The following is a 23,051-nucleotide window of genomic DNA, read 5'->3' as shown; positions in this document are numbered from 1 at the left end:
CTCCTCTTCCCTTAAACGCGGCGACGCTTCGGCGGACGGCAGCCATTGTGTGGCTGTGGCGTGACGTCGGAGATGGAATTGACTTCCAAGCCGGCTGCTTGCAGGGAACGGATGGCGGTCTCGCGACCTGACCCCGGGCCCTTGACGAAAACTTCAACCTTCTTCAGGCCATGCTCCTGAGCCTTACGAGCTGCGGATTCTGCGGCCATCTGTGCGGCGAAGGGGGTGGACTTACGGGATCCCTTGAACCCGACGTGTCCGGAGGAAGCCCAAGAGATAACAGCACCGTTGGGGTCCGTGATGGACACGATGGTGTTGTTGAAAGTGGACTTGATGTAGGCGTGGCCGTTGGCCACATTCTTCTTGACGACGCGACGGCCAGAACGGCGTGCGCCGGAACGAGTCTTCGGAGGCATATATTACTTCTTCTTTCCTGCGATCGTCTTCTTCGGGCCTTTACGGGTACGAGCGTTCGTCTTGGTGCGCTGACCACGGACGGGCAGGCCACGACGGTGGCGGAGACCCTGGTAGCTGCCGATTTCAATCTTCCGACGAATGTCGGCTTGAACCTGGCGGCGGAGGTCACCTTCGACGGTGTACTCGGCCTCGATAGCGTCACGAAGCTTCGCGACCTGATCGTCGGTCAGAGCGTCGGTACGCAGGTCAGGAGAGATTTCTGTCTTCTCAAGAAGCTGCTTAGCACTGGTTGGTCCAATGCCATAGATGTAAGTAAGAGCGACTTCCATGCGCTTGTTGCGCGGGAGGTCAACTCCTGCAAGGCGTGCCATATGGCAAAATCCTTCCGGTTGTCACGGTGGTTTTCTCCCCATTCGTCCTTGACGATTGGTCATCAATGGTGCTCGGTCGGCGCCGAGTAGCGCAATGAAGCTTGTGACAAGGCTCCGGCCACCGTGGCCAGAGGCTGTTTCGTGGGGCGGAAACAAGCCTGGTCAATCAAACTGTTAACCAGACAATTGTCTTTCAAACTGTGCGATGGCCGCTAAATGGTGGGCCATGGAAGCTCTACCGCCCTACGGAGATGAGGAGGCTGATAGGTCTAAATCTGCTTACTTGTAGCGGTAGACGATACGTCCACGGGACAGGTCATAGGGAGAGAGCTCCACCACGACACGGTCCTCGGGAAGAATACGGATGTAGTGTTGCCGCATTTTGCCGGAAATATGAGCGAGCACCTTGTGCCCGTTATCCAGCTCTACACGGAACATCGCGTTGGGCAAAGGCTCGACAATACGACCTTCGACCTCGATGGCGCCTTCCTTCTTGGCCATATCCTCCACGTTTCCCGATGCTTCGGCAAGCATCTGGTTGACTACGTTTATGCAGGTAAAACTGCCTTGTCTGGCCTTTTCTCACCGGCCGACGAGGCAGATTTCAATGTCTCTCATGTCGTTGAAAGACACCGTTCAGAAATAATACACATCACCTGCGAAAACGTCTAGTTCAACGACGCTCATGACGATGTCATCCCCAAGCCCACCGAATACCCTCCTTTTATCGGTTCCTTCGCGGCTCAGCTCATCGGTTCCGGAACGGCAATCGTGATTGCGTTCATCACCAGCTGGTTCCTTGTTCCTTACGCGGAGAAGAAAACCGATCAGGCCATCGCAATCCCAGGACATGAATCACAGTCGCCCGCCCAGGGATCTACTACGCACGCAGGTCACGAAGATAAGCGCGAAATAAAGCCGACGGAACACACAGGCTCCGAGACGTCTCCCATAGCTCCCGCGGAGTCCCCCACCACCGGCCGTGCAGCGTCGGCAATAGTGGTGTCTCCCATCGAAGGAACTGTCATAGACCTCAAGGATGTTCCGGACACAGTATTCGCCTCGGGCGCGATTGGAACGGGCGTTGGCATTAAGCCGTCTTCCGGCGTCATCACTTCTCCCGTGGAAGGCACCGTGATTGCGGCTCCGCGTTCAGGTCACGCGTACGGAATCCGGTCAGCATCGGGCGTCGAGGTTCTTATTCATGTCGGCGTCGATACGGTAAAAATGAACGGTGAAGCTTTCACAACATTTGTGTCAAGGGGGGACCATGTGACAACCGGGCAGCCTTTGGGAACGGCAGACCTTGGGGCCATCACTCAAGCCGGCTACGACGACAGGACTGTGGTTGTAGTCACCAATTCACGGAAGCTTGCCAATGTTTCACCGAACGTCTCTGCTGGTCGTTCCGTCAGCCATGACGTGTTATTTACCGTCACTCCATAAGCTAACGGCGGAACTGCCTCAGCTGTACAAACAGCTATACAACCAGCTGTCCAACCAGCTGTCCAAGCGGCAGTAAAAACAGCTTACCCACACCATTGGGACACACCATCGAAAGGAAAACACATGTCTCTATCCCACGAAAACCAATCCGCTTTTCCCAAAGGTTTCCTATGGGGAGGGGCCACAGCGGCTAACCAGATTGAAGGAGCGTATAACGAGGGTGGCAAGGGGCTTTCTATCCAAGATGTGCTCCCTCAGGGGCTGATGGCACCTCCCACCGAGGAACCCACCGACGATAATCTCAAACTCCACGCGATCGATTTTTATCATCGCTATGCCGACGATATTGCTCTGTTGGCTGAAATGGGATTTAAAGTATTCCGTTTCTCTATCGCGTGGTCTCGTATTTTCCCCAACGGCGATGACAATGCGCCAAACGAAGAAGGGCTTGCTTTCTATGACAAGGTTCTGGACGAATTAGAAAAGCACGGCATCGAGCCTTTAATCACTCTTTCCCATTACGAAACGCCCCTCAATCTGGCGCGCTCCTATGGTGGGTGGAAGAACCGCCAACTCATTGATTTCTACGAAAAATATGCGCGGACTATTTTTAACCGATACAAGGGTCGCGTGAAGTACTGGCTCACCTTCAATGAGGTCAATTCCATCCTGCACCAACCATTCATTGGTGGAGCCATCGAGGCCTCCCGTGAGGATGTCTCCGATACCGACATCTACCAGGCCGTTCACAACATTTTGGTCGCCTCCGCGCGAGCTACGAAAGTCGGACACGAGATCGATCCAAATAACCAAATCGGCTGCATGGTACTCAGCATTCCCCGCTATCCGCTGACACCCAAACCTGCCGACGCCTTACGAGCCCAATACGAAACACAACTCGACGCCTGCTTTGGCGATATCCATGTCTTCGGCGAATACCCACACACACTCAAACGGCTGTTCAGGGAAAACAACATCACGCTGACCACCACCGACGACGACTTCGACGTCATGAAGAACAACACGGTCGATTTCGTGTCCTTCTCTTATTACATGTCGGTGGCGGAAAGCGCTGATCCAGAAGCTGAGCGCGGCGAAGGCAACATCATGGGGGGCGTCGTCAATCCCGAGCTCGACGTCAGCGAGTGGGGCTGGGCTATCGATCCCGAAGGCCTGCGTTATGCCCTGAACTCAATGTGGGACCGGTGGCACAAACCGCTGTTCATCGTGGAAAACGGACTCGGTGCCGTCGATAAACTCGTCGACGACGCTTCCGCTCCTGAGGGTAAAGCGGTTCATGATCAATACCGTATTGACTACATGAACGACCATCTCGTGCAAGTCGAAGAAGCAATTAAAGATGATATCCCCGTCATGGGATACACATCATGGGGCTGTATTGACCTGATTTCTGCCTCCACTGCCGAAATTCGTAAACGGTATGGGTTTATTTACGTCGATCTCAATTCGGATGGCTCGGGTTCGTTACAGCGGTACCGCAAAGATTCCTTTGACTGGTACAAGAACGTCATCGCAACGAATGGTGAGAGCCTCAAACGATAAAACAACAGAGGCGCTAAGGAGATAAGGCCACTGAGGAAATAAAGCACGCCAGGTACAGGAGCTACCGTGAAAATCGTAAGGGTACTGAACAACAATGTCGTGCTGGCCACGCGCGACGATGGCGGGGAGGTTGTTCTCACCGGGGGGGGCGTGGGGTTCGGCATGAAAGCCGGGCAGCGCGTCGGCACCAGCCTCCACTCCCCCATGCCGAGGCCACAGCAATAACCCTGCATGTGGTTAACGCGGCTTTCCATACCGATGACCTCAGTGATACGTACACTATGACTGGGTTGTTCTCTCAGCTTTTCAACATCGTGGACTCCTCGCTGGGGATAGCGATGGATAGGACGTCCGTTAACGCCGCCCGGTTTATTACCCACATGCGATATTTCTTCGTCCGCGTGCGCAATGGCAATCAGCTGAACGAAGGAATGTCACTTCTTCGCGAAAGCCTTGAACAGTCACACCCCGACGCAGTATTGTGCGCTGACCGGCTGGCTAGTGTCCTGGAATTGCGGCTGGACACAGAGCTTACCGACGATGAACGAGCGTACCTCGCGCTCCACGTCACTCGGCTTAGTGCGGAAATTGGCCCCATTAACCCCTGAATTCTCCGTTACAGCGGAGCAACACTCAGCCGAATCCCCAGCTACACTGGCCTCCACTAGTGTGGAGCAGCTCCATTAGAAGCACCGCATGCTTAAATACACCATGCATGTAAGCAACCGTGCATCTCAGCACCAGAATCCGCGCACAACGACGAGGTGAGGACACGTGACTGCAAGCAACCATGACAAGATGATTGCCGGGCAGAACTATGACGCCAGCGACCCTGAACTCGTCCAGGCCCACCTGGACTGTTTGGGCACACTCGCCGAAATAAATGACCAAAGTCTTCTCGACATCACGCAGCGCCATGGCCTCTACAGCAACCTTTTTAAAAGCTTCGGAAAGTCCTTTATCCAACACCCGTTTTGGTGCGATTACGGTTTCAACATCACCATCGGCGACGGGTGCTTCATCAACTTTGACGCCATATTTCTTGACCCCGCCCCCATCACGCTGGGCGATCACGTTCAAATCGGGCCACGCTGCCAGTTACTCACCCCGCTTCACCCCATGGAGGATCACGACGCGCGGAAGGCCGGCGTCGAAAGTGCTGGGCCCATCACAATAGGGAATAACGTGTGGCTCGGCGGCGGCGTTATCATCTGCCCCAATGTCACGATCGGCGACAATGCTGTTATCGGCGCAGGTTCCGTCGTCACGCGAGACATCCCCTCGCACACGTTCGCCGCGGGGAATCCGGCTCGCATCAAACGCGAAATCTAAAAGTATCCGGGAACCCTCGCTAAGGCCTTCCCCGGCTAGGGCCTTAGTACTCCACGGGGTCGCGCAGAATCGGACACGTCATGCAATGTCCTCCGCCTCGCCCCCTACCAAGCTCCGCGGAATTGATGGTCAACACTTCCACGCCGGCTTCCCGCAGAAGCGCGTTGGTGTGCACGTTCCTGTCGTATCCCATAACAACACCCGGCTCCAGGGCCACCACGTTATTGCCGTCGTCCCACTGTTCGCGCTCGGCGGCGAAAGCCTCGCCACCCGTTGGCACGATGCGGAGCTCATCCAGCCCCAAAGCGCTGGTCACGGTGTCAATAAATGACCGCTCCTCGCGGTAAATCTGGAAGCCACGGGGCTTATCCGACGGCAGCAGGGTGAATGGCCGAATCGCCTCCACCACATTCATAAATGCTGTCGCGACGTCTCGGTCGCAAAACGTAAAGACTGTATCCAAGTGCATGCTGGCGCGGGCGGGAGCCATCTCCGCTACGATAATCCGCTTTGCGGCACCCTGGAGGAATAAACTGCGCGCGAGCTGCGAAATCGCTTGCCACGACGACCGCTCCCCCATGCCAATGAGAACTATGCCCGACCCTAGCGGCATAATGTCGCCACCTTCCAGGGTGGCCAATGCGTTTTTCTCGTCCGGATCGCCGTACCACACGGTGAAATCTCGTGACACGAAACGTGGATGGAAGCGATAAATTGCGGTCAATAGGATTGTTTCACGCTCGCGGACCGCCCAATGCATCGGGTTGATAGACACACCGCCGTATATCCATGCCGTGGTATCCCGTGTGAACTGGGTATTCGGCAGCGGTGGCAGAATAAATTCCAGCTCCCCACGATGCCCAAACAGCGCACTAGTCACTGACCGGTTAAATTCCTTCGGCAAGTCCGTGAACGCAAGCCCGCCAATTAATAGAGTGGCTAGCCTCTCTGCGGGGAGCGACGAAAACCACCCGCGTAGTTCTTCGGCCAGCCCCAGACCCACCGAGTTCGGTGTCAACCATCGCTCCAGAATCCACTCCCTGGCCTCATTGATCTCCACGGTTTCACGCAGCAAATCATGAAGCTCTAAGACGGTGACGCCACGGTCGCGCATTTGCTCCACAAAGTCGTGGTGGTCGTGGCGGGCACGATCTACCCACAGCATCTCGTCGAAAAGGAGGTCGTGGCAATTTCGTGGTGTCAGCCGTTGATGAGCAAGGCCGGGTGCGCATACGAGTACCTCACGGAGAGTACCGACCTCTGACCATGCACCGATTGTTGGTTTTCCGTCCGACGGGTCCTCTGCTGCGGGGATGCCCTTAGTCGTGGTTGCGGCCGTTCCGAGGGCATGATGAACGCTGCGGTTGGGCCCTTCACGGTTGGACTCTTCAGATGATGATAAATGCGAGGACATTAAGTTTTCCTCCTCCGCGGGCACGGACTATGTGAGGACAAAGGCTTTGTCAGGGGTGATCGGCCTTCGATTCTCTATCAGTGTGCCCACTTGTATGGGTGCGCCACGATCACTTCCGGGCGTTCTATTCCGGGTGCTCTACTCCGGCCGTGGTGTCAAGATCCGTGGTCCGCCCGCCGTGGCTGCCACTGTGTGTTCCCAGTGTGAGGACCATGTTCCGTCGGTGGTGATCACTGTCCAATCGTCGTCAAGGACGGCAGTGTCATAGGTCCCTAGTGTCAGCATCGGCTCGATCGCCAATACGGATCCCTCTTGGATTAGTGGGCCGCGGCCTGCTGGGCCCTCGTTCGCGAGATAAGGATCTTCATGCATTTCGTGGCCGATTCCGTGCCCGCCATAGCCATCGACAATCCCCAGTGAGACGCCGTATTTCTTTTCAGCCTCGCGTGTGGCCTTTTCCAGGGCGTGAGATACGTCTGTGAGATGGGCTCCCGGCACCATGGCGCGTATGCCGGCAGCAAGTACGTCCTGGGTGGCTTTATCCAAGGAGCGTAGCGAGCCACCGGCAGCGGATTCGGGGTCGTCCGGCAACTCGTCGCCCTGCAACGCACCATTTTCGCCGATACCGAATGACCAGGCACTGTCGCCGACCCAGCCGTTGAGGGTGGCGCCACAGTCGATAGAGATGTAATCCCCTGCTTCCACTATTTCCTCGGAAGTGGGGATTCCGTGGACAACGACGTCGTTGCGCGACGCGCAAATAGACGCGGGGAAGCCCCCGTATCCTAAGAAGGTGGGTGTGGCTCCTGCATTCCTGATAACCCGTTCGGCCACCGCATTAAGCTCGAGCAAGCTGACTCCCGGTTTAGCCGCCTCTTTCACGGCAACGAGAGCATTGCCGACGATCGCGCCGGCGCGTTCCATCTGGTCGAGTTCTTCCGGTGTTTTTGCAGCGATTTTCTTCTTCCGGCGACGAAAAGCCATGGTGATGCCTTTACGATGTGGGGACAGATATAACAAAACTCCCCGTGGTGTACTGCTCCAGGCAGTTAAACCGACGGGGAGGGAAGCAAATTAGGAATCCAAAGCCTTGAGGGCTTCCATGGTCCGCTGATTAATGTCTTCGACGGATCCTTCGGCCACGATGCGGATAATGGAGTCCTTGTAGTACTCCAGCAGCGGCGCGGTTTCATCGCGGTACACCTTGAGGCGCGTGCGAATCACTTCTTCGGTGTCATCTGCGCGTCCACGGGCCAACATGCGTTCCACAACGACGTCTTCGGAAACGTCGAACTGGACAACCGCATCTAGCTTGGTTCCAAGGCCGTCGAGGATGCCCTTGAGTTCATCGCCCTGTTCCACTGTTCGCGGAAATCCGTCGAGGAGGAATCCGTCGGCAGCGTCGTCCTGGCTGAGCCTGTCCTTGACCATTTTGACGGTGACAGACGTGGGCACAAGCTTACCTGCGTCGATGTAGCTTTTTGCTTCCTGGCCTAATTCGGTGTTGTTACCGATATTTTCCCGGAACAAGTCACCGGTGGACACGTGGGGAACGCCGAGCTTGTCGGAAAGAATGGCTGCCTGGGTGCCTTTACCAGCACCGGGAGGGCCAAGTAGAACGAGGCGCATATTACTTCAAGAACCCTTCGTAGTTGCTCTGCATCAATTGTGATTCGATCTGCTGAACTGTTGTCAGGCCCACGCTCACGAGAATCAGAATCGCAGTACCACCGAATGGGAGCGAACCGTGGGTTCCTCCTGACGAGGAAATACCCATATCGATCAAGATATTCGGCAACACAGCGATGACACCGAGGTAAAGCGAACCGACGAACAGCAGACGATTCATTACGTAACCAAGATACTCCGCTGTCGGCCGGCCCGGGCGAACGCCAGGAATGAAGCCACCATATTTCTTCATGTTGTCCGCTTGCTCATACGGGTCATACTGGATGGACACGTAGAAGAAGCTGAAGAAGATGATGAGGGCGAAATACAAGATGATGTACTGCCAGCTGGCCGGGTTCTGCAGATACTGAATGACATCTCGCTGCCACCAGTTGTTCTTGACGTTCGTCTGCGAAGAGTTGACGATCTGCGTAATCAACACCGGCACGTAGATCAGTGACGAAGCGAAGATGACCGGAATAACACCCGCCTGGTTTACCTTCAGCGGCAAATACGTAGATGTCTCTCCGTATTGACGACGCCCCACCATGCGCTTGGCGTACTGAACAGGGATACGCCGCTGCCCTTGCTCGATGAAGATAACCCCGATGACCAGGATGAGGACCCCGACGACAACGAGGGCGAAAGCCAGCCCGCCCGAGCCACGGAGGATGGCGGCACCGTCGGCAGGAAGCCTGGTGGCGATACCAGCGAAAATAAGCAGCGACATGCCGTTGCCGATGCCTTTGTCCGTGATGAGTTCGCCGAGCCACATGACGAGGACCGCACCCGCTGTCATAACGAGAACCATCATGGTGACACCGAAGGTGCCAACGTCGGAATCCAAAACTTGGACGCCTTCACCCAAGAGTTGCTGGCGATCGGCCAGTGCAACGATGCCCGCCGACTGGAGGAGGGCTAAGCCTACCGTCAGGTAACGGGTGTATTCGGTCATCTTGGCCTGGCCGGATTGGCCTTCCTTCTTCAACTGCTCAAATTTTGGAATGACCACTGTGAGCAGCTGAACGATAATCGAGGCCGTAATGTACGGCATGATGCCGATGGCGAAAATGGATAGTTGAAGGAGCGCCCCACCCGAGAACAGGTTGATCATCGAGTACACGGAGCTTTGATCTTGGTTCAGATCATGTAAGCGATCAGTAATACTCGAATAATCGACTCCTGGTGTGGGAATTTGGGAACCGATCCGGTACAAGATGATCATTGTTACGGTGAACAAGATCTTCTTGCGAAGGTCAGGGTCCCGGAATACCGAGAGGAAAGCGGACACATATCCTCCTGAGACAGTAAGGCATAAATTTTTAGGCGCAGGCCAACGACTAACACACTCTAGCAGCACCGGCGGTTGAAGACCTATCCGTTCAGACTAGGAAAAGGCCTGTTCGAGCAAAAAGGGGCGACCCTTTCACCTACTTAGGTGAAGGCCGCCCTCTTTTCCTATCAGTTCAGACTTGCCCGACCACGTTGGCTGTGATTTCCATTACGACGCTGCGTAAAGAGTCTCACGAACAGCCACGGGGTCGGGGCCCAGCGATGATGATCGCTTGATTACTTGGTTTCGGTGACGGATCCACCGGCAGCCTCGATCTTCTGCTTTGCAGAGGCCGAGAACTTTGTTGCGGTCACGTTGACCGACGCGGTGATCTCACCGTCGCCGAGAACCTTGACCGGCTGCTTTGCGCGGACCAGGCCGGCAGAGGCGAGGTCGGCGATGGTGACGTCGCCACCGTTTTCGAAGTGCTTCTGGAGGTCCGCAACGTTGACCACCTGGTAGGTGACCTTGTTGGGGTTCTTAAAGCCCTTCAACTTAGGCAGACGCATGTGGATCGGCATCTGGCCACCTTCGAACGCAGCAGAGACCTGCTTGCGTGCCTTGGTGCCCTTGGTACCGCGACCAGCGGTCTTACCTTTCGATGCCTCACCGCGGCCTACGCGGGTCTTGGGCTTGTTCGCGCCCTTCGCTGGGCGCAGGTCATGAAGCTTGATGGGTTCGCTCATATTTTCCTACTCCCCCGCCACTTCTTCGACCGTGACCAAGTGGCGAACCACGTTGATCATCCCGCGCACCTGAGGGGTGTCGGGCTGGACGACTGAGTGACGAATGCGCTTGAGGCCGAGGGACCGAAGATTGTCCTTCTGCTTCTTCCTGGTACCGACGGTGCCTTTAACCTGTGTGATTTTCAGTGCCATGGTTTACGCCCCCTGCCCTGCGCGAGCGCGCAGCATACGAGTCGGGGTGACCTCTTCGACAGACTTGCCACGACGGGCGGCGACCTCTTCGGGGCGCACGAGCTGCTTGAGGGCATCCACGGTTGCATGGACAACGTTGATGGCGTTGTCGGAGCCGAGGGACTTCGACAGAACGTCCTGGATTCCCGCGCATTCGAGAACCGGACGGGTGGCGCCACCAGCGATCACACCGGTACCGGGGGCAGCTGGGCGGAGCATCACGATGCCCGCGGCAGCCTCGCCCTGGACCGGGTGGGTGATGGTTCCGGCAATCATGGGCACGCGGAAGAAGTTCTTGCGAGCCTCTTCGGCACCCTTCTGGATTGCGGCGGGAACTTCTTTTGCTTTGCCGTAGCCGACGCCAACCATGCCCTGTCCGTCACCGACGATGACGAGGGCGGTGAAGCTGAAGCGACGACCACCTTTCACAACCTTGGAGACGCGGTTAATGGTGACGACGCGCTCGATGTACTGGTTGCGGTCGTCGTCACGGCCGCGTCCGCGGCGGTTGTTGCGATCATTGCGGCCGCGGTCGTTGCGGCCCTTGTTGTTGTCGTTCTTGTCGGCGGAGCGTCCGCCGTCACGCCGTTCACGTCCCGGCATTACGCGATCCTTCCGTTGTTGAGTGCGGTGCTATGCGTGGCCATTAGAATTTCAGACCACCTTCACGTGCGGCGTCGGCCAGTGCGGCGACGCGACCGTGGTACTTGTAGCCACCGCGGTCAAACTTGACAGTCTCAATGCCCTTCGCCTTGGCGCGCTCGGCGATCAACTCGCCAACCTTTGCACCACGAGCTTTCTTGTCGCCTTCCATGGCGCGGACTTCAGGCTCGATGGACGACGCAGCGGCCAGGGTGTGGCCAATGGTGTCGTCGATAACCTGGACGTGCATGTGCCGTGAGGTCCGGTGCACGACGAGGCGCGGGGTCTCAGCGGTGCCACGGAGGTTCTTGCGAATGCGGAAGTGGCGAGCCTTACGAGCCACGCGACGGCGAGTGGCAATGTCTTTACCGATAGGGAGACGCTTGTTGTCGTTGCTCATTACTTACCCGTCTTTCCGACCTTGCGGCGGATCTGCTCACCTTCGTAGCGGATACCCTTGCCCTTGTAGGGGTCGTCCTTGCGCAGACGACGGATATTCGCGGCGAGCTGCCCCACCTGCTGTTTGTCGATACCACTGATAGAGAACTTGGTCTGTCCGTCCACGGCGAAGGTGATGCCTTCCGGTGCCTTAATCAGGATCGGGTGGCTGTAGCCGAGGGAGAACTCCAAGTCGCTGCCCTTAGCCAGCACACGGTAGCCAACACCAAAGATTTCCATCTTGATGGTGTAGCCCTCAGTCACGCCGACAACCATGTTGTTGATCAGCGAGCGCGACAAGCCGTGCAGAGAGCGGCTCTTGCGGTGATCGTCGGGGCGGGAGACGACGATTTCGTCGCCTTCCTGAGCAATGGAGATGGGCTCCGGAACGTCGATAGCCAGGGTGCCCTTCGGACCCTTGACCTCAACGTTCTGCCCATTGATGGTGACGGTGACGTTGGATGGAACCGCCACTGGTGAGTTACCAATACGCGACATGTGTGTTCACTCCTCCCCTACCAGACGTAGGCGAGAACTTCTCCGCCTACGCCCTTCTCAGAAGCCTGACGGTCAGTGAGCAGACCCTGGGACGTGGAAATGATAGCCACGCCCAGGCCACCCAGGACCTGAGGCAGGTTGGTGGACTTTGCATAGACGCGCAGACCAGGGCTGGACACGCGGCGCACACCGGACAGCGAACGCTGGCGGGTGGAGCCGTACTTCAGCTCGATGGTCAGGGTCTTACCGACTTTGGCGTCCTCAACGGTGAAGTCAGCAATGTAGCCTTCTTGCTTCAAGATCTCTGCGATGTGGACCTTGAGGTTTGACGAAGGCATCGAGACAGTGTCGTGGTACGCATTACTTGCGTTGCGCACGCGCGACAGCATGTCGGCGATAGGATCTGTCATGGTCATGGATGTGACCTAGTGCCTTTCTCGCTGCGGTTCCCTTCCACCACGCGTTATCCCCGTTTCGGGCAAGCGACTGATGGGTTCCCGGTGCTGACCATAATGACTATGACCGCAGAAAATCCCCCGGCAATGTCACTATCGCTGTCTGCGCATTAGGTGCTACACGATTCCGCGCACGCAACTAATCCATCTAGCTGGGGTTTTATCCTTCTCCAGTTAGCCAGAGTGACAGGATTATTGCCGAGGGTTCAGGTGAACCACTCAGGGGCGCCGTACCAGCTCAGTAACTGATCGGCTCGCTGCTTGTCTTCGAGGGACGCTGTGAGGCGGGTGGGCCTACAACAAAGTAGATGTACAAAGACTCAAGCAGTCTAACAACCAGGGTATTTCTTTCAAAATCGCTTGCCGACGCCGGTGAATGCGATGAATCTTTCCGCGCAACGCGCTGTACTTATGCACCCCAAAGGGGGCTACACCCCGCGCACGCTCGGGGTTACGATGAGGTCACCAGATCATCCATCAGATATCGCAATCCGATATAGCCCGATATAGAAGGAAGAGCCACGCCATGCCCTTCGCACCGCATGCTCCATTTGTTCTCAATATTATTGACGAGGCCCCGGCCGCCAAGGAGGGCGATTTCCCCGCCGCGCAGCGCTTAGCCACAGCAGACGGGGCGACTATCGTCGCATTCCACTTTGCTCCAGGTCAGCGGCTTGATTCGCATCATGCCCCACATCCGATCTCCGTTCAGGTGATCGACGGCGAAGTCGAATTCGCTGTCGCTAGGAAAGCTTCCGATCCGTCAGACGTCGATGATAAGGAGTTCACAACGACCACGTTGACGCCGGGGATGGTGCACTATGTTCCAGCTTTTGTCGTTCACCATGTGACATCGAAGAATGGGGCGATCATGCAGCTCACACTGCACACTGGTGATCACGAGGGGTACCAAGGACACTCGGGGAGAGCCGAGAAACTTCCCTTCGAAAAGTAGCTCGGCCCCACTTCTCCGCTAAATAGCCTTGTCAAACTGCTTAATCGCCCACGGAATGGTCAGCGGGTTGGGAAGGCTCATGGCCGTTGCGGTGTCCTGAGAAATCTCCCGCATTTTCCCTTCTTTAACAGCTTTAACGTTCTGGAACAGTGGGTTTTTCTTCGCTTCCTCATTGCTCCCGGCGTAATCAAGCAGGAAGAGGTAGTCGAGTTCGTCGAGCTGTGAGAGGTTTTCGGCCGAGAGATATTTATAGAACTGGCCGTTATCTCCCTTATTAAGTTCGTCCGGAATGACGAATCCCAGGTCCTTAATAAACTGTCCGCGTCCATCGCCACTGATATACACAGCAAATTGACCTTGCATGGCAATAACTGTGGCGGCTTTCTTACCTTTTAGATCCGGGTGTGACGATGAGAAATCGTCAAATTTTTTCTTCGTGTCGCTGACGAGCTTGTCGCCGTCGGATTTCTTTCCTACGGCCTTGGCGATTTCTTTGACTTGAGCATCCCACGGCACCTGGTAGTCAGCGTACTGATCGGAATGAACAGTCGTCGGCGCAATATCGTTGAGCCGCTTCTTTTCATCATCTTTCAGCCCGGAATTAACGGCGATAATTTTCGACGGCTTTGCGGCGGCAATTTTTTCCAATACGTCGTTGCCAATTTCCTGGGAAGTCGCCGCCATGATAGTGATATCTTTCCCCTGGACTTTGTCGCTTGCCCAGGGGCCAACACCATTGTCTTTCTTCTCATCCATCCCCATAGGGGTCAAGATGAAGGTCGGCGTGATGTTCATCGCTAGGAGCGTGCAGTAATCCCCCCATCCGATAGCGGCGATGCGGTCGTTGTCGTTTGAATTATCGCTACTCTTATCATCATCGTCGTTGCTACATGCACTGACGACGCCGGCTGTGGTGGCCAATGCAGCAATAGCGAGGGAAGATTTCAAAAAGTTACGACGACTGGTTGGCACGAATACCCCTTTCACTGTGGGATGAGGCGATCGAAATCCCACGTGGGCCTCATTCACGCGATATGTTGACCGCATACGTAGGTCTCGGTCACGGAACACATATCACTTTAGCTAAGCCTTACAGTGGGAGTCTAGGGATATCGGCCTGTGGTTACACACACTCGTTATTTCATAACCTAGGCGTCAGTATGTACGCCGGGCTTACCTTTAAATGCCGTACATTTTCGAGCAGACATAAACGGAGTTTGCGGCGAGAGAACATTATCGACGTGCCACCACTCGCACGCCACAGCGTCGGGAGACACGCTAACTGCCATATATCCGTGATGAATAAAATCTATCCACTTGAACCATGCGTTGGTCTGACGTAATACGTCGGCGGTTGTGGTAGAGACCTGCCGCGCTGGCTGGTCCAATGCTCGCGATTTCGCAACGGTCTCAAAGAGCCCGTTGGCTGTGATGGATGGCGTCACAAACTCCGTGGCGACAACGTCCTTAGATGCTCCGGTACGATACTTTTGAATGTCTCGCGGAATGTCGTTGGCCCATGAAGAATGAATATCGCCAGTCAGGAACACAACGTTTTTCTTAGTGTCGGCGATGAGGTCAATAATCTTTTGCCGTTCGGCCATGTAGCCATCCCACTGGTCAGTGTTGAGGGGGATACCCTGGTCCGGCAGCCCAATTTGTGTGACTAACCAATCATGGGTGCGCTGGTCAAGGCCGTCGGGAAGAGTCATGGGCGCGAACATCACTTCATTGGCAACTATCTGCCACGTGGTCGGAGAACTGGACAGTACGTTCCCGAACCACTCAAACTGGGTCTGCCCCATCATGGAGCGATCATCCTTGCCGGCGGCGCGGATGAAATCCGGATCCGTCTTAAGGAACATCTTTTTATTGGTATAAACCAATTCATAATCGCGGTACGTGCGCAAATCCGGGATGATGAATTCCATCAGGTTTCCGTATTGCAGCTTCCGGTACAGATGTGAGCCTTGGTTCCCCGCGCTCACTCGCACTGGTAGCCATTCAAAATAGGCCTGCATCGCGGCGGCTTTAATGGCTTGATAGTTGTCATCGGGTTCAGCTGAGTTTCCCGCGGCCCCCTCACGCCAGTTGTTGTCGGCAAATTCGTGATCATCCCAAATGCAGATGAAGGGCTTGGCTGCATGGCAATCGGCCAGGTCAGGGTCTTCGTGGTAACAGCCCTGGCGGATGCGATAATCCTGCAAGGTTGTGGTGCGCTCCGGCGGTTGCACGACGCGAACTTGCGAATCGTAGGCACCGTTGTACCCGCCTGTTTCATATTCGTAGGTGTAGTCACCCAGGTGCAGAACGAATTCGAGGTCGTCACGTCCAGCGATGTCGCGGTAGGACCGAAAGTATCCGGCTTCGTAATTACTGCATGAGACCACACCGAAATGAACAGTTCGCTCCCCACCTCTACCGAGTGCGGTTCGGGTCCGGCCGACGCGGGAAAAGTGCGGCCTGCCGTCGCGCTCAACAGCAAAACGATAAAAGTATTGGGTGTCGGGCTGCAGGTCTTTGACATCGACTTTGATCGTGTGATCTTTCCTTGCCGAAGAGGTTTCGTAGCCACTTCGAACGATTTTTGTAAAATCTGGCGACGTAGATACCTCCCAGCTGACCCGGGTGTCGGCACCTTTTTCCGATCCCGGTGTGGCCTCAGGCGAGGGGGTCACACGTGTCCAGATGATGACGCTGTCCGGTTGTGGATCTCCCGACGCGACGGAGTGGCGGAAGAGATCAGTGTCGACGGATTCTTCCTGCGGGGCGGTATTTGGTCCCGGCGCGTCACCTGCGTAGGCACGAGGGTACCGTCCGGCGAGGGCACTACCAGCAGCGATGGTTCCGCCCGCTGCTAACGACGATCGCAAGAAACTGCGGCGCGTGTACGAGTGCCGGCCAGCGGGCCGTTCGGCTTCACGATAAGGGCCCTCCGGCTTCGTCGATTCGGACGACGTGGTTACTTGTCGCTGTGTGTTCTTACGTTCCTTGTTCGTCATAACAGTCCTCTCCTCTACCGTGCTTTTTCTGTTCTTCGGCCGTTGTGTTCTTCGGCCGTTTCATGAGGTGGTCATCCTCACTGGGCAACCAGGGGCACGCAGACTTAATTCACATGAACGCTGCCGTCGTCTTTGACGGTCACGTCGGCTTTCATGGCCGCCGCAAGGTTGATTCGCTCCCAGGATCCGCGTGGCGATTGGTCATCCAACGGCATTCCCGCAGGACCAGCGGTTTGTTGGATCACTTGGGCGCGCTGCTCATAGGTAAGGTTGGGGAAGGCGTTGGCCAAGAGGTCGGGAGCAGCCTGGGGCACGATCATGGCAGCATTAGGGTCGCTGACCGGTGCGAAGTCGTAATTCATCCGGTAGGCGTAGTTGTCGAGCGCGTTGTCGTCGTATTTACTGTCGGCAGCCACACAATTGGCCAAGGTGTCGCCGCATCGCCACTCCAGTTCAGCGCGGATTTCCTGCGCTGCCGCCATGAGGTTATTCCTCATGCGTGGGTCATTCCATCGGTCCGCCGCCGCGGCCAACCCTGTCATCCGGCCACCCATCACATCGAGGGGATAGTGAACACCGAGGACCACGCGGTTGTACCCGGCTTCTGATCCGCGGGCGAGTAGCTGATCTGAGAGTTCGGGAAGCATGGCCGCCAGCAGCGTCGTCGTCCATGTTGCTTGGTTCGTGTGACCGGACGGGAATGCTTTGGAATGCCCATACAGGTCTTCACCGGGGACTTCGTACTTGTTGATCTGGTCCGGGTGCTCGTCATAAGGGCGGGTCTCGTTAAATCCGATCTTTTCGACGATGGTGCTGCTCGCGAGGCCACCCGCCCGCGCGGTAATTCCGCCGAAGAGCATTACTGTCTTGGGGAGGCGATTCTCGTTGAGAGCCTGGCGGAATTCTTCGCCTAACCGGCCACCGAATGCATCGGAGAACAGCTGGAGGACGCCCTCTTTGTCGGCGCGTGCATCGTTTTGTGCCCGCGAGATCGCGGTCGGATTCGTCGCGGCGTCGTGATTAATGCGGGTGAGCGTCGCAAGGTTCGTGTCTTGAACCTCGGGATGGTGGGCTTTGAGGTCCGGGTACGAACCGATGACATCCGCGTAGATACCGAAGGGGTGAGAGCTGAGGTCAGAGAGGTACCAGTTGTATTCCTCGGGTGGGAATGCCTGGGGTGTGGGGGCTCCCTCGTGCTGAACAGGTGGGTGAAGGTACGGGATGGTGGCGGTGATGTCCGTGGCGGCTGCGGCCTGGGGAACTGTGTTCGACGGCGTAATTCCACCGGTGGAGACGGTGGCTCCGAGAACAAGCGAGGCGACGGCGACACGTGAGAATCGTCGCGCGGTTATTCCGCGGTCGCGTGGGGGTTTCTGCGGGGAGCGAACCGATTGTGGGCGGGAGGAAAACAATTCAGGCTGGGGCATCCAGGCGTACCTTTCAAAACGTGTGGTAAGAGCTCGCTGGTCCAATGACGCGGGTAGAGGTCACTGGTAGCTCCATTTATCGTGTGTGACCATAGCGACGTGGTGTCGACACTCAGGTGTCGCCCGCACCAACACTGTGTGAACTTTGGGTGAACGGACCCGCCACAGAAGCCCTGTCGTGGACACATCACAAGCCCGCAACCAGCACGTAATACGATGGAGTGCATTGTTGTCACACAGAAAGGTCACCCTGTAGGTACATCGAGTGAGCACTGATCCGAACTCATCATCCTCGAATCCTCCGTCATCCTCGTCCCCTGACCGGGGGCGTTCGTCGTCAGTGGGCAAGGTCGAACGTGTCGACGTCCACTCGGCGGATCCCAACGCCGCGTCCGCTACATCCTCTGCCACGGGTACGTCTTCCACCACGGTGCCGAAGAAAAACCAGCTCACCGCTGCGGTTCTCACGTCGCTCGCGCTACTTTCCGCGGCGGGGCCGCTGGGCACCGACATGTATTTGCCCACGTTTATCGACATCGCGAAGGATCTGTCAACGACGGCCTCGTCGGTGCAGCTCACGCTATCTGCGTTCATGATCGGCTTAGCCGTGGGCCAGTTGTTCGCGGGTCCTATTTCTGACGGGGTGGGGCGGCGTCGGCCCCTGGTGATCGGCTCGTTATTGTTCTTCGTTTTCTCCGCCGGGTGTGCCCTCACCCCGTCGATCGGTTTACTGATTGCCTTCCGATTGCTTCAAGGTATAGCGGGCGGGACTACCGTCGTCGTCGCTCGTTCCGTCATTCCTGACGTCGCGCATGGCAGGGCTGCGGCGTCTGCGTTCTCCGCGCTGATGGCGATCCAGGGGCTCGCGCCGGCGATTGCTCCGCTGCTGGGTGGTTTTCTTTCTCCTCTCATCGGGTGGCGTGGCATTTTCTGGGTGCTCGCCGCGTTTAACGTGATTATGGTCGTGGTGTCCCGCTTCGTGGTGCCCGAAAGCCTGCCGGCTGACCGTCGCACTCCGGGCGCCATCCGCAACCTCTTGCCCACCATTTTCCGTTGTTTCGGCCGCCCGGCTTTCATCGGCTACTGCTTCGCTTTCGCGGTCGGGTTCGGCACGTTCTTTTCCTACATCTCGGCCTCACCGTTTGTTCTCCAAGACCAACTTGGATTACCGACGCATGTCTACTCGATTACCTTCGCTATCAACTCGCTCGCGATCGCGGGAATGTCGGCCCTCAATGGCACACTCGTCGGACGGTTTGAGGTGCGCTCTGTACTGGTCTTTGGGCTCATCCTCTACGTCGCGACCTCCGCAATTTTGCTTATCGACGCTCTGCTGGGCCCGTGGCTCTGGCCGACGCTCATTTGTCTCTTTGTCATGACGTCAGCGACGGGGCTGTTGCTGGGTAATGCGACTGCCTTGGGTGTTGAGGCCGTCCGCGATATCGGCGCGGGTGCGGGCTCTGGTGCGATGGGTGCTCTGCAGTTTCTGGCGGCCGGGATTGTGTCTCCTCTCGTGGGGATCGGCTCTGACCCGTCGCTGTCCATGGCGTTGTGCATGCTGGTGTGTTCGATTATCGCCATCGTGGGGTGTGTCACGCTCACGCGCTCGTCGGATAGGGCTTAGCTCGGTCTACCATCCCGACGAAACCCAGGCTCACCAAAAACTCACGAAAGCACGGTTAGCTTTGTGTGGTTATACTTTTCAATATGCACGCGGGCGACCGCGATCTATATGATTCGGTCGGCCGACAAGGCCCACGACCTTTAGGCCCTTCGGTCGGCCCCGAGATCCAAAAAGGCCACAAGCCTTCCTTTGAGCGAGTATTGGAGTAAAACACGAGTGCTTTCTTCGAAGCGCACACCCCATCGCGCTACCACCGCCACACCGTCCAACGAATCACGACCCACATCGCGTGCCAGGGAAAACACACTTCCTCGGTCGCGACGGCTTGGCACGTGGGTTGCAATCACTATGTCCGGCGTCGTCTTCTTACAGGGCTGCACGATTTCTCATCATGATGAGAAGGAGTCGGAGTCCGAGAAGCAAATGTCAGAGTTCAAGGAGCGCAATGCCAAGTATTCTGCGCATAACAATGACGGCTCCGGGCCCAATGATTCGATTCGGTGGGTAGACCGCACAAAGACTTCTCCCCTAATCCTCGTGGCCCCGCACGCGACGAATCACCACCGCAGGGGTCAACCTAAGGTTGCTGATTTATACACCGGCGGGATCACTGAGATGGTGGCCGATAAACTCAACGTATCTGCGCTCACCACAACGGGGAAAGTGTCAGACTGGCACGATAATTGGAAAACGCGCGATGACAAGTTCACGCGCGTCCTCAAGGGTCTCCCAGACAACGCCATCGTCGTCGAGCTGCATGGTATGGATGATTCCTCATCCGAAGAGCCTGTTTCCGTCGGAACGGGTGATCGTCCATCGCCTATGACCGACGATATTGTCCGGCGTTTATCGGAAACTCTCCACGGACAGGTGGATATTGATGCGGGATTTAATGCCCAGGCTTCCTACACGGTGACCGATTTTATGCAGAAGCGGGGGCATTCCGCGATGCAGATTGAGATGAATCACGCGATTCGGGATCCTAAACAGGGGCAGACTCCGACCACCATTGCCCGATTATCAACGGCTTTCCGTGAGGCATTGACTGATTTGCCGACGTTGGATACGAAGCCGACTCGTGAACAGGACGCACCGGCGCCGAATATTGACAAGGTTCGTGAGTCCGAGAAGGAAAAGCCGTCGAGTAAGAAGAATTCGACGAGCCTGGAGCCTGAGCCAGAGAGCTCGTCGTCTCAGCGGTCGACGTCGAAGTCGTCACAACGATCGTCAACGTCGACGAAGAAGAAGTCTAAGAGTTCACGCGCGTCGAACCACGCGGACTCTGATCGGGAGCCTTCGCGGCGCTCATCCGATGAGGACTAGAGCGGGACTCTGAAGGGCCCACGCCTTACACGGCGGAGCCCCTCACGGTCGCCTCTGGCTAGGCGGCTCTTCTACAGGAAAGCCACGAGGGGTGCTGCCACCAGGCTAGTGCCGATAAGAGAAATCCCCATTCCTCCACCGGTACGTTTGAACCCGTACTGGATGAGGTCATTGGCGATAATCGCGGGGAGGACGCAGAGAACGATATTCTGTGGCCCCGCGAGTTTCGCGCCTTCAACCAGCGAGAATATGTATTCAATCATGATCGTGACCGCGAAGGACGTGAAGATCAACACCACGAACCGGTCTTTGCCGAAGAGTGGCACACGCGCTTCGTACGCGTGATAGATCAGGTACACGGCCGCCACGGACAAGCCGAGGATCAGGAGATACCAGGTGTTCGCCACTGCCGCCGCCCACAGGAAGCCGACGGTCACGTACCCGCCAGTGCGGAGTTTGAACGTACGAACAGTTTGTTCCTGAATGATCAGCGCCATCAGCACAGAGGTGGCCGATAGGGCGAACACGAGGGGAAGACGTTCGATGGACGCGTCGAAAAGCTGATCAGAAATCGAGATGTTTAGCCACTTGACGGTCACGTACGTCAGCGCCCACCCGACAGCGCCTGCGAGGGGCACCATCCACAGCATGGGCAAGAGGGTCTTCTTGAGCCCTTGTTTATTCAGCGAGTTGGTGATCATACCGGGGACGATCACGCCGACGAGGGCCAGGCCGTACTGTTCCTTGGTCCTGTAAAACAGGAACTCGGAAAGCCCCAGCCAGGCCAATCCGCAGATCACACCGATACCGAGACCGATGGCGAAAATTTGTCGCGGGCGGGGAAGGAAGATTTTGAGGACGACGAACCTGATGAGCACGAAGGCGAACATGGACACAAGGACTGTGACCAGGGAGTTCAATGGCGCATAAAGGGATGCTGCCAAATACCCAACGGCCAGCGTTCCGCCGATCGATACGCGATACGCGCGGAAGTACAGATAGCTGACCATCACCCCAATGAGGAAGGTGAGGTGAATGTAGTCGCAGAGGAAACTATATCCCTGAGATTCCAGCAGGTTCACTACGCCATGACCTCTACATGCTCGTCTTTACGTGATACTGCGCCGATTTCGTTATCGATATCGGCGTCTTTGTCATGCGCAGCTGCGTCCGAACCTTCAGCGATATCGGTATCCCCCGAAGCGCCCTCTGCGTCGTCAGCAGCCACGTCTTTGCCTCGCGCAGCCACGTCCGTGTTGGTGGTTGTCACGGCCTCTTCAGGGGCGGTAGCTTCCACCGAACCTGTCAGTTCCTCCATGGGAGCAAGCGCGTTCTCGGACTTCAACGTGGAGATGTACTTTTCCATGGACTGGACGTGCTGTGTGTGGATGTTGACCATCCCGTAGACGGCAACCTCGGCGTCATTGTCGAAGGACTCGCGGGCACGGGCCACCAGCGCTTTGCCGTCGGTTTCCTCGATGTCTGTCGTGGTCAAAATGTTGCTTTCGGGCACGCCGCCAGCAACCAGCTTCTGATACACGGCGTCTTGGATATCTCCGTAGAGCACGATCTTGTCGAACTGCCCTTTGAGGTCCTTTGTGATGACATCGACGAACATGGATGCGCGGTCGGTGCGGTCAGCGCGGTTGTTCATCGCGATGACATGCTTAGTTCCCTCTGGGAGGCGGCCATCGTGTACAGAGTTGTAGACCTTGGTGGTGGATTCCCAGTCGTTGACGGCGAACATGGGGACCCAGAAGAGGGAATTGTTTTCTTCCTCGACCTTGATGACCTTGGTTGTGCCCGGGTCAGGTTCGGCCTTGAGCATTCCTCGGACAGCGACGTCGGTGTCGATATCGAGAGCCTCAGCCAGGGTCAACACCACAGCGACATTTTCTTCGAACTGCTGGTACGCGAACTTGTCGACGAGGCTCCGGGAAAGCTCGCTCTCTTCGGCGACAATCAACCTGGAGTTCCGGGCCTCACAGTTCTTTCGGATAACGTTAAGAACGCTTTCGTTGCGCTCACCGGTGATAACCAGCCCGTGTTCGGGGACAGTGTTACACAGGGAGTCGGCGATTTCCTCGACCGTGTCCCCCATTTCTTCCTGGTGGTCCAGTCGGACGTTGGTGATCACGGAGATGGGGGAACGAAGGATGACGTTTTGGCACAGATTCTGGTATTTCGGCTTGACCGCCATGCATTCGACGACGAGGCCGTTGACGG

26 protein-coding genes are annotated in these 23,051 nt (G+C 56.6%); 8 read left to right on the top strand and 18 right to left on the bottom strand.

Annotated elements, in window-relative coordinates; translation table 11 throughout:
- Positions 1–11: 11 nt before the first annotated feature.
- The 3 genes from rpsK to infA form a co-directional block, all read right to left on the bottom strand.
- A complete protein-coding gene (rpsK, locus tag I6J23_RS05165) occupies positions 12–416 on the bottom strand; it encodes a 30S ribosomal protein S11 (protein ID WP_012732385.1) in 405 nt (134 codons plus the stop codon).
- 3 nt (positions 417–419) lie between these two features.
- Positions 420–788, bottom strand: a complete 369-nt coding sequence (gene rpsM / locus I6J23_RS05160; RefSeq protein WP_012732386.1) for a 30S ribosomal protein S13 — start codon at positions 786–788, stop codon at positions 420–422.
- A gap of 279 nt (positions 789–1,067) precedes the next feature.
- Complete coding sequence (gene infA, locus I6J23_RS05155) at positions 1,068–1,289, bottom strand: translation initiation factor IF-1 (protein WP_012732387.1); 222 nt, start codon at positions 1,287–1,289, stop codon at positions 1,068–1,070.
- Positions 1,290–1,559: 270 nt separating this feature from the next.
- Here infA and I6J23_RS05150 point away from each other — a divergent pair, with 270 nt between their 5' ends.
- The 5 genes from I6J23_RS05150 to I6J23_RS05135 all read left to right on the top strand — a co-directional run bounded on the left by I6J23_RS05150 (position 1,560) and on the right by I6J23_RS05135 (position 5,129).
- Complete coding sequence (locus I6J23_RS05150; protein WP_239455009.1) at positions 1,560–2,234, top strand: PTS sugar transporter subunit IIA; 675 nt, start codon at positions 1,560–1,562, stop codon at positions 2,232–2,234.
- Positions 2,235–2,357: 123 nt separating this feature from the next.
- Positions 2,358–3,797, top strand: a complete 1,440-nt coding sequence (locus I6J23_RS05145) for a glycoside hydrolase family 1 protein (RefSeq protein ID WP_204582773.1) — start codon at positions 2,358–2,360, stop codon at positions 3,795–3,797.
- A 66-nt stretch (positions 3,798–3,863) separates the two neighbouring features.
- Positions 3,864–4,022, top strand: a complete 159-nt coding sequence (locus I6J23_RS10700) for a CAT RNA binding domain-containing protein (RefSeq protein ID WP_239455008.1) — start codon at positions 3,864–3,866, stop codon at positions 4,020–4,022.
- Between the two features lie 8 nt (positions 4,023–4,030).
- Positions 4,031–4,405, top strand: a complete 375-nt coding sequence (locus I6J23_RS05140; protein WP_239455007.1) for a PRD domain-containing protein — start codon at positions 4,031–4,033, stop codon at positions 4,403–4,405.
- Positions 4,406–4,595: 190 nt separating this feature from the next.
- Positions 4,596–5,129 (top strand): sugar O-acetyltransferase, encoded by a 534-nt coding sequence (locus I6J23_RS05135; RefSeq protein WP_204582926.1) that lies wholly within the window; start codon positions 4,596–4,598, stop codon positions 5,127–5,129.
- Between the two features lie 43 nt (positions 5,130–5,172).
- On the opposite strand, the gene arcA is transcribed toward I6J23_RS05135, so the two are convergent.
- The 10 genes from arcA to rpsH all read right to left on the bottom strand — a co-directional run bounded on the left by arcA (position 5,173) and on the right by rpsH (position 12,455).
- The gene (arcA, locus tag I6J23_RS05130; protein WP_239455006.1) at positions 5,173–6,543 is read right to left on the bottom strand and encodes an arginine deiminase; all 1,371 of its coding nucleotides are present in this window, start codon (positions 6,541–6,543) and stop codon (positions 5,173–5,175) included.
- 138 nt (positions 6,544–6,681) lie between these two features.
- Complete coding sequence (gene map, locus I6J23_RS05125; RefSeq protein WP_204582772.1) at positions 6,682–7,527, bottom strand: type I methionyl aminopeptidase; 846 nt, start codon at positions 7,525–7,527, stop codon at positions 6,682–6,684.
- 90 nt (positions 7,528–7,617) lie between these two features.
- Positions 7,618–8,172 carry an adenylate kinase gene (locus tag I6J23_RS05120; RefSeq protein WP_204582771.1) on the bottom strand — a complete coding sequence of 185 codons (555 nt, stop codon included), beginning with the start codon at positions 8,170–8,172 and terminating at the stop codon, positions 7,618–7,620.
- A gap of 1 nt (position 8,173) precedes the next feature.
- On the bottom strand, positions 8,174–9,502 hold the full coding sequence (gene secY / locus I6J23_RS05115) for a preprotein translocase subunit SecY (RefSeq protein ID WP_204582770.1): 1,329 nt from the start codon (positions 9,500–9,502) through the stop codon (positions 8,174–8,176).
- Between the two features lie 278 nt (positions 9,503–9,780).
- Complete coding sequence (gene rplO / locus I6J23_RS05110; protein WP_046202889.1) at positions 9,781–10,230, bottom strand: 50S ribosomal protein L15; 450 nt, start codon at positions 10,228–10,230, stop codon at positions 9,781–9,783.
- A gap of 6 nt (positions 10,231–10,236) precedes the next feature.
- The gene (gene rpmD, locus I6J23_RS05105) at positions 10,237–10,422 is read right to left on the bottom strand and encodes a 50S ribosomal protein L30 (RefSeq protein WP_012732400.1); all 186 of its coding nucleotides are present in this window, start codon (positions 10,420–10,422) and stop codon (positions 10,237–10,239) included.
- Between the two features lie 3 nt (positions 10,423–10,425).
- A complete protein-coding gene (gene rpsE, locus I6J23_RS05100; protein ID WP_012732401.1) occupies positions 10,426–11,064 on the bottom strand; it encodes a 30S ribosomal protein S5 in 639 nt (212 codons plus the stop codon).
- A 43-nt stretch (positions 11,065–11,107) separates the two neighbouring features.
- Positions 11,108–11,503, bottom strand: coding sequence for a 50S ribosomal protein L18 (gene rplR, locus I6J23_RS05095; RefSeq protein WP_046202887.1), 396 nt, complete (start codon positions 11,501–11,503; stop codon positions 11,108–11,110).
- Positions 11,503–12,039 carry a 50S ribosomal protein L6 gene (gene rplF / locus I6J23_RS05090; protein WP_204582769.1) on the bottom strand — a complete coding sequence of 179 codons (537 nt, stop codon included), beginning with the start codon at positions 12,037–12,039 and terminating at the stop codon, positions 11,503–11,505. The genes rplR and rplF overlap by 1 nt, the downstream gene beginning before the upstream one ends.
- Before the next feature lie 17 nt (positions 12,040–12,056).
- Positions 12,057–12,455, bottom strand: a complete 399-nt coding sequence (gene rpsH, locus I6J23_RS05085) for a 30S ribosomal protein S8 (RefSeq protein WP_012732404.1) — start codon at positions 12,453–12,455, stop codon at positions 12,057–12,059.
- A gap of 565 nt (positions 12,456–13,020) precedes the next feature.
- On the opposite strand from rpsH, the gene I6J23_RS05080 reads away from it, so the two are divergent.
- On the top strand, positions 13,021–13,449 hold the full coding sequence (locus tag I6J23_RS05080) for a hypothetical protein (RefSeq protein ID WP_204582768.1): 429 nt from the start codon (positions 13,021–13,023) through the stop codon (positions 13,447–13,449).
- An 18-nt stretch (positions 13,450–13,467) separates the two neighbouring features.
- Here the strand turns inward: I6J23_RS05080 and I6J23_RS05075 are convergent, their stop codons facing one another.
- The 3 genes from I6J23_RS05075 to I6J23_RS05065 all read right to left on the bottom strand — a co-directional run bounded on the left by I6J23_RS05075 (position 13,468) and on the right by I6J23_RS05065 (position 17,878).
- Positions 13,468–14,421 (bottom strand): ABC transporter substrate-binding protein, encoded by a 954-nt coding sequence (locus I6J23_RS05075; RefSeq protein ID WP_239455005.1) that lies wholly within the window; start codon positions 14,419–14,421, stop codon positions 13,468–13,470.
- 176 nt (positions 14,422–14,597) lie between these two features.
- On the bottom strand, positions 14,598–16,451 hold the full coding sequence (locus tag I6J23_RS05070; protein ID WP_204582767.1) for an alkaline phosphatase D family protein: 1,854 nt from the start codon (positions 16,449–16,451) through the stop codon (positions 14,598–14,600).
- 104 nt (positions 16,452–16,555) lie between these two features.
- The gene (locus tag I6J23_RS05065) at positions 16,556–17,878 is read right to left on the bottom strand and encodes an acid phosphatase (protein ID WP_204582766.1); all 1,323 of its coding nucleotides are present in this window, start codon (positions 17,876–17,878) and stop codon (positions 16,556–16,558) included.
- A gap of 265 nt (positions 17,879–18,143) precedes the next feature.
- Here I6J23_RS05065 and I6J23_RS05060 point away from each other — a divergent pair, with 265 nt between their 5' ends.
- A complete protein-coding gene (locus I6J23_RS05060; protein WP_052722132.1) occupies positions 18,144–19,502 on the top strand; it encodes a multidrug effflux MFS transporter in 1,359 nt (452 codons plus the stop codon).
- A 216-nt stretch (positions 19,503–19,718) separates the two neighbouring features.
- Entirely contained in the window at positions 19,719–20,825 is a 1,107-nt protein-coding gene (locus I6J23_RS05055) for a hypothetical protein (protein ID WP_204582765.1), read from the top strand.
- A gap of 71 nt (positions 20,826–20,896) precedes the next feature.
- On the opposite strand, the gene I6J23_RS05050 is transcribed toward I6J23_RS05055, so the two are convergent.
- Entirely contained in the window at positions 20,897–21,907 is a 1,011-nt protein-coding gene (locus tag I6J23_RS05050; protein WP_204582764.1) for a poly-gamma-glutamate biosynthesis protein PgsC/CapC, read from the bottom strand.
- Positions 21,907–23,025: a poly-gamma-glutamate synthase PgsB gene (gene pgsB / locus I6J23_RS05045; protein ID WP_239455004.1), complete on the bottom strand. Its 1,119-nt coding sequence runs from the start codon at positions 23,023–23,025 to the stop codon at positions 21,907–21,909. Before pgsB ends, I6J23_RS05050 begins: the two co-directional genes overlap by 1 nt.
- Positions 23,026–23,051 lie beyond the last annotated feature (26 nt).

Source organism: Corynebacterium kroppenstedtii (assembly GCF_016894245.1).
Classification (GTDB): domain Bacteria; phylum Actinomycetota; class Actinomycetes; order Mycobacteriales; family Mycobacteriaceae; genus Corynebacterium.
The sequence above is the reverse complement of the archived record's forward strand: the minus strand, read 5'-3'. Positions and strand labels throughout refer to the sequence as shown.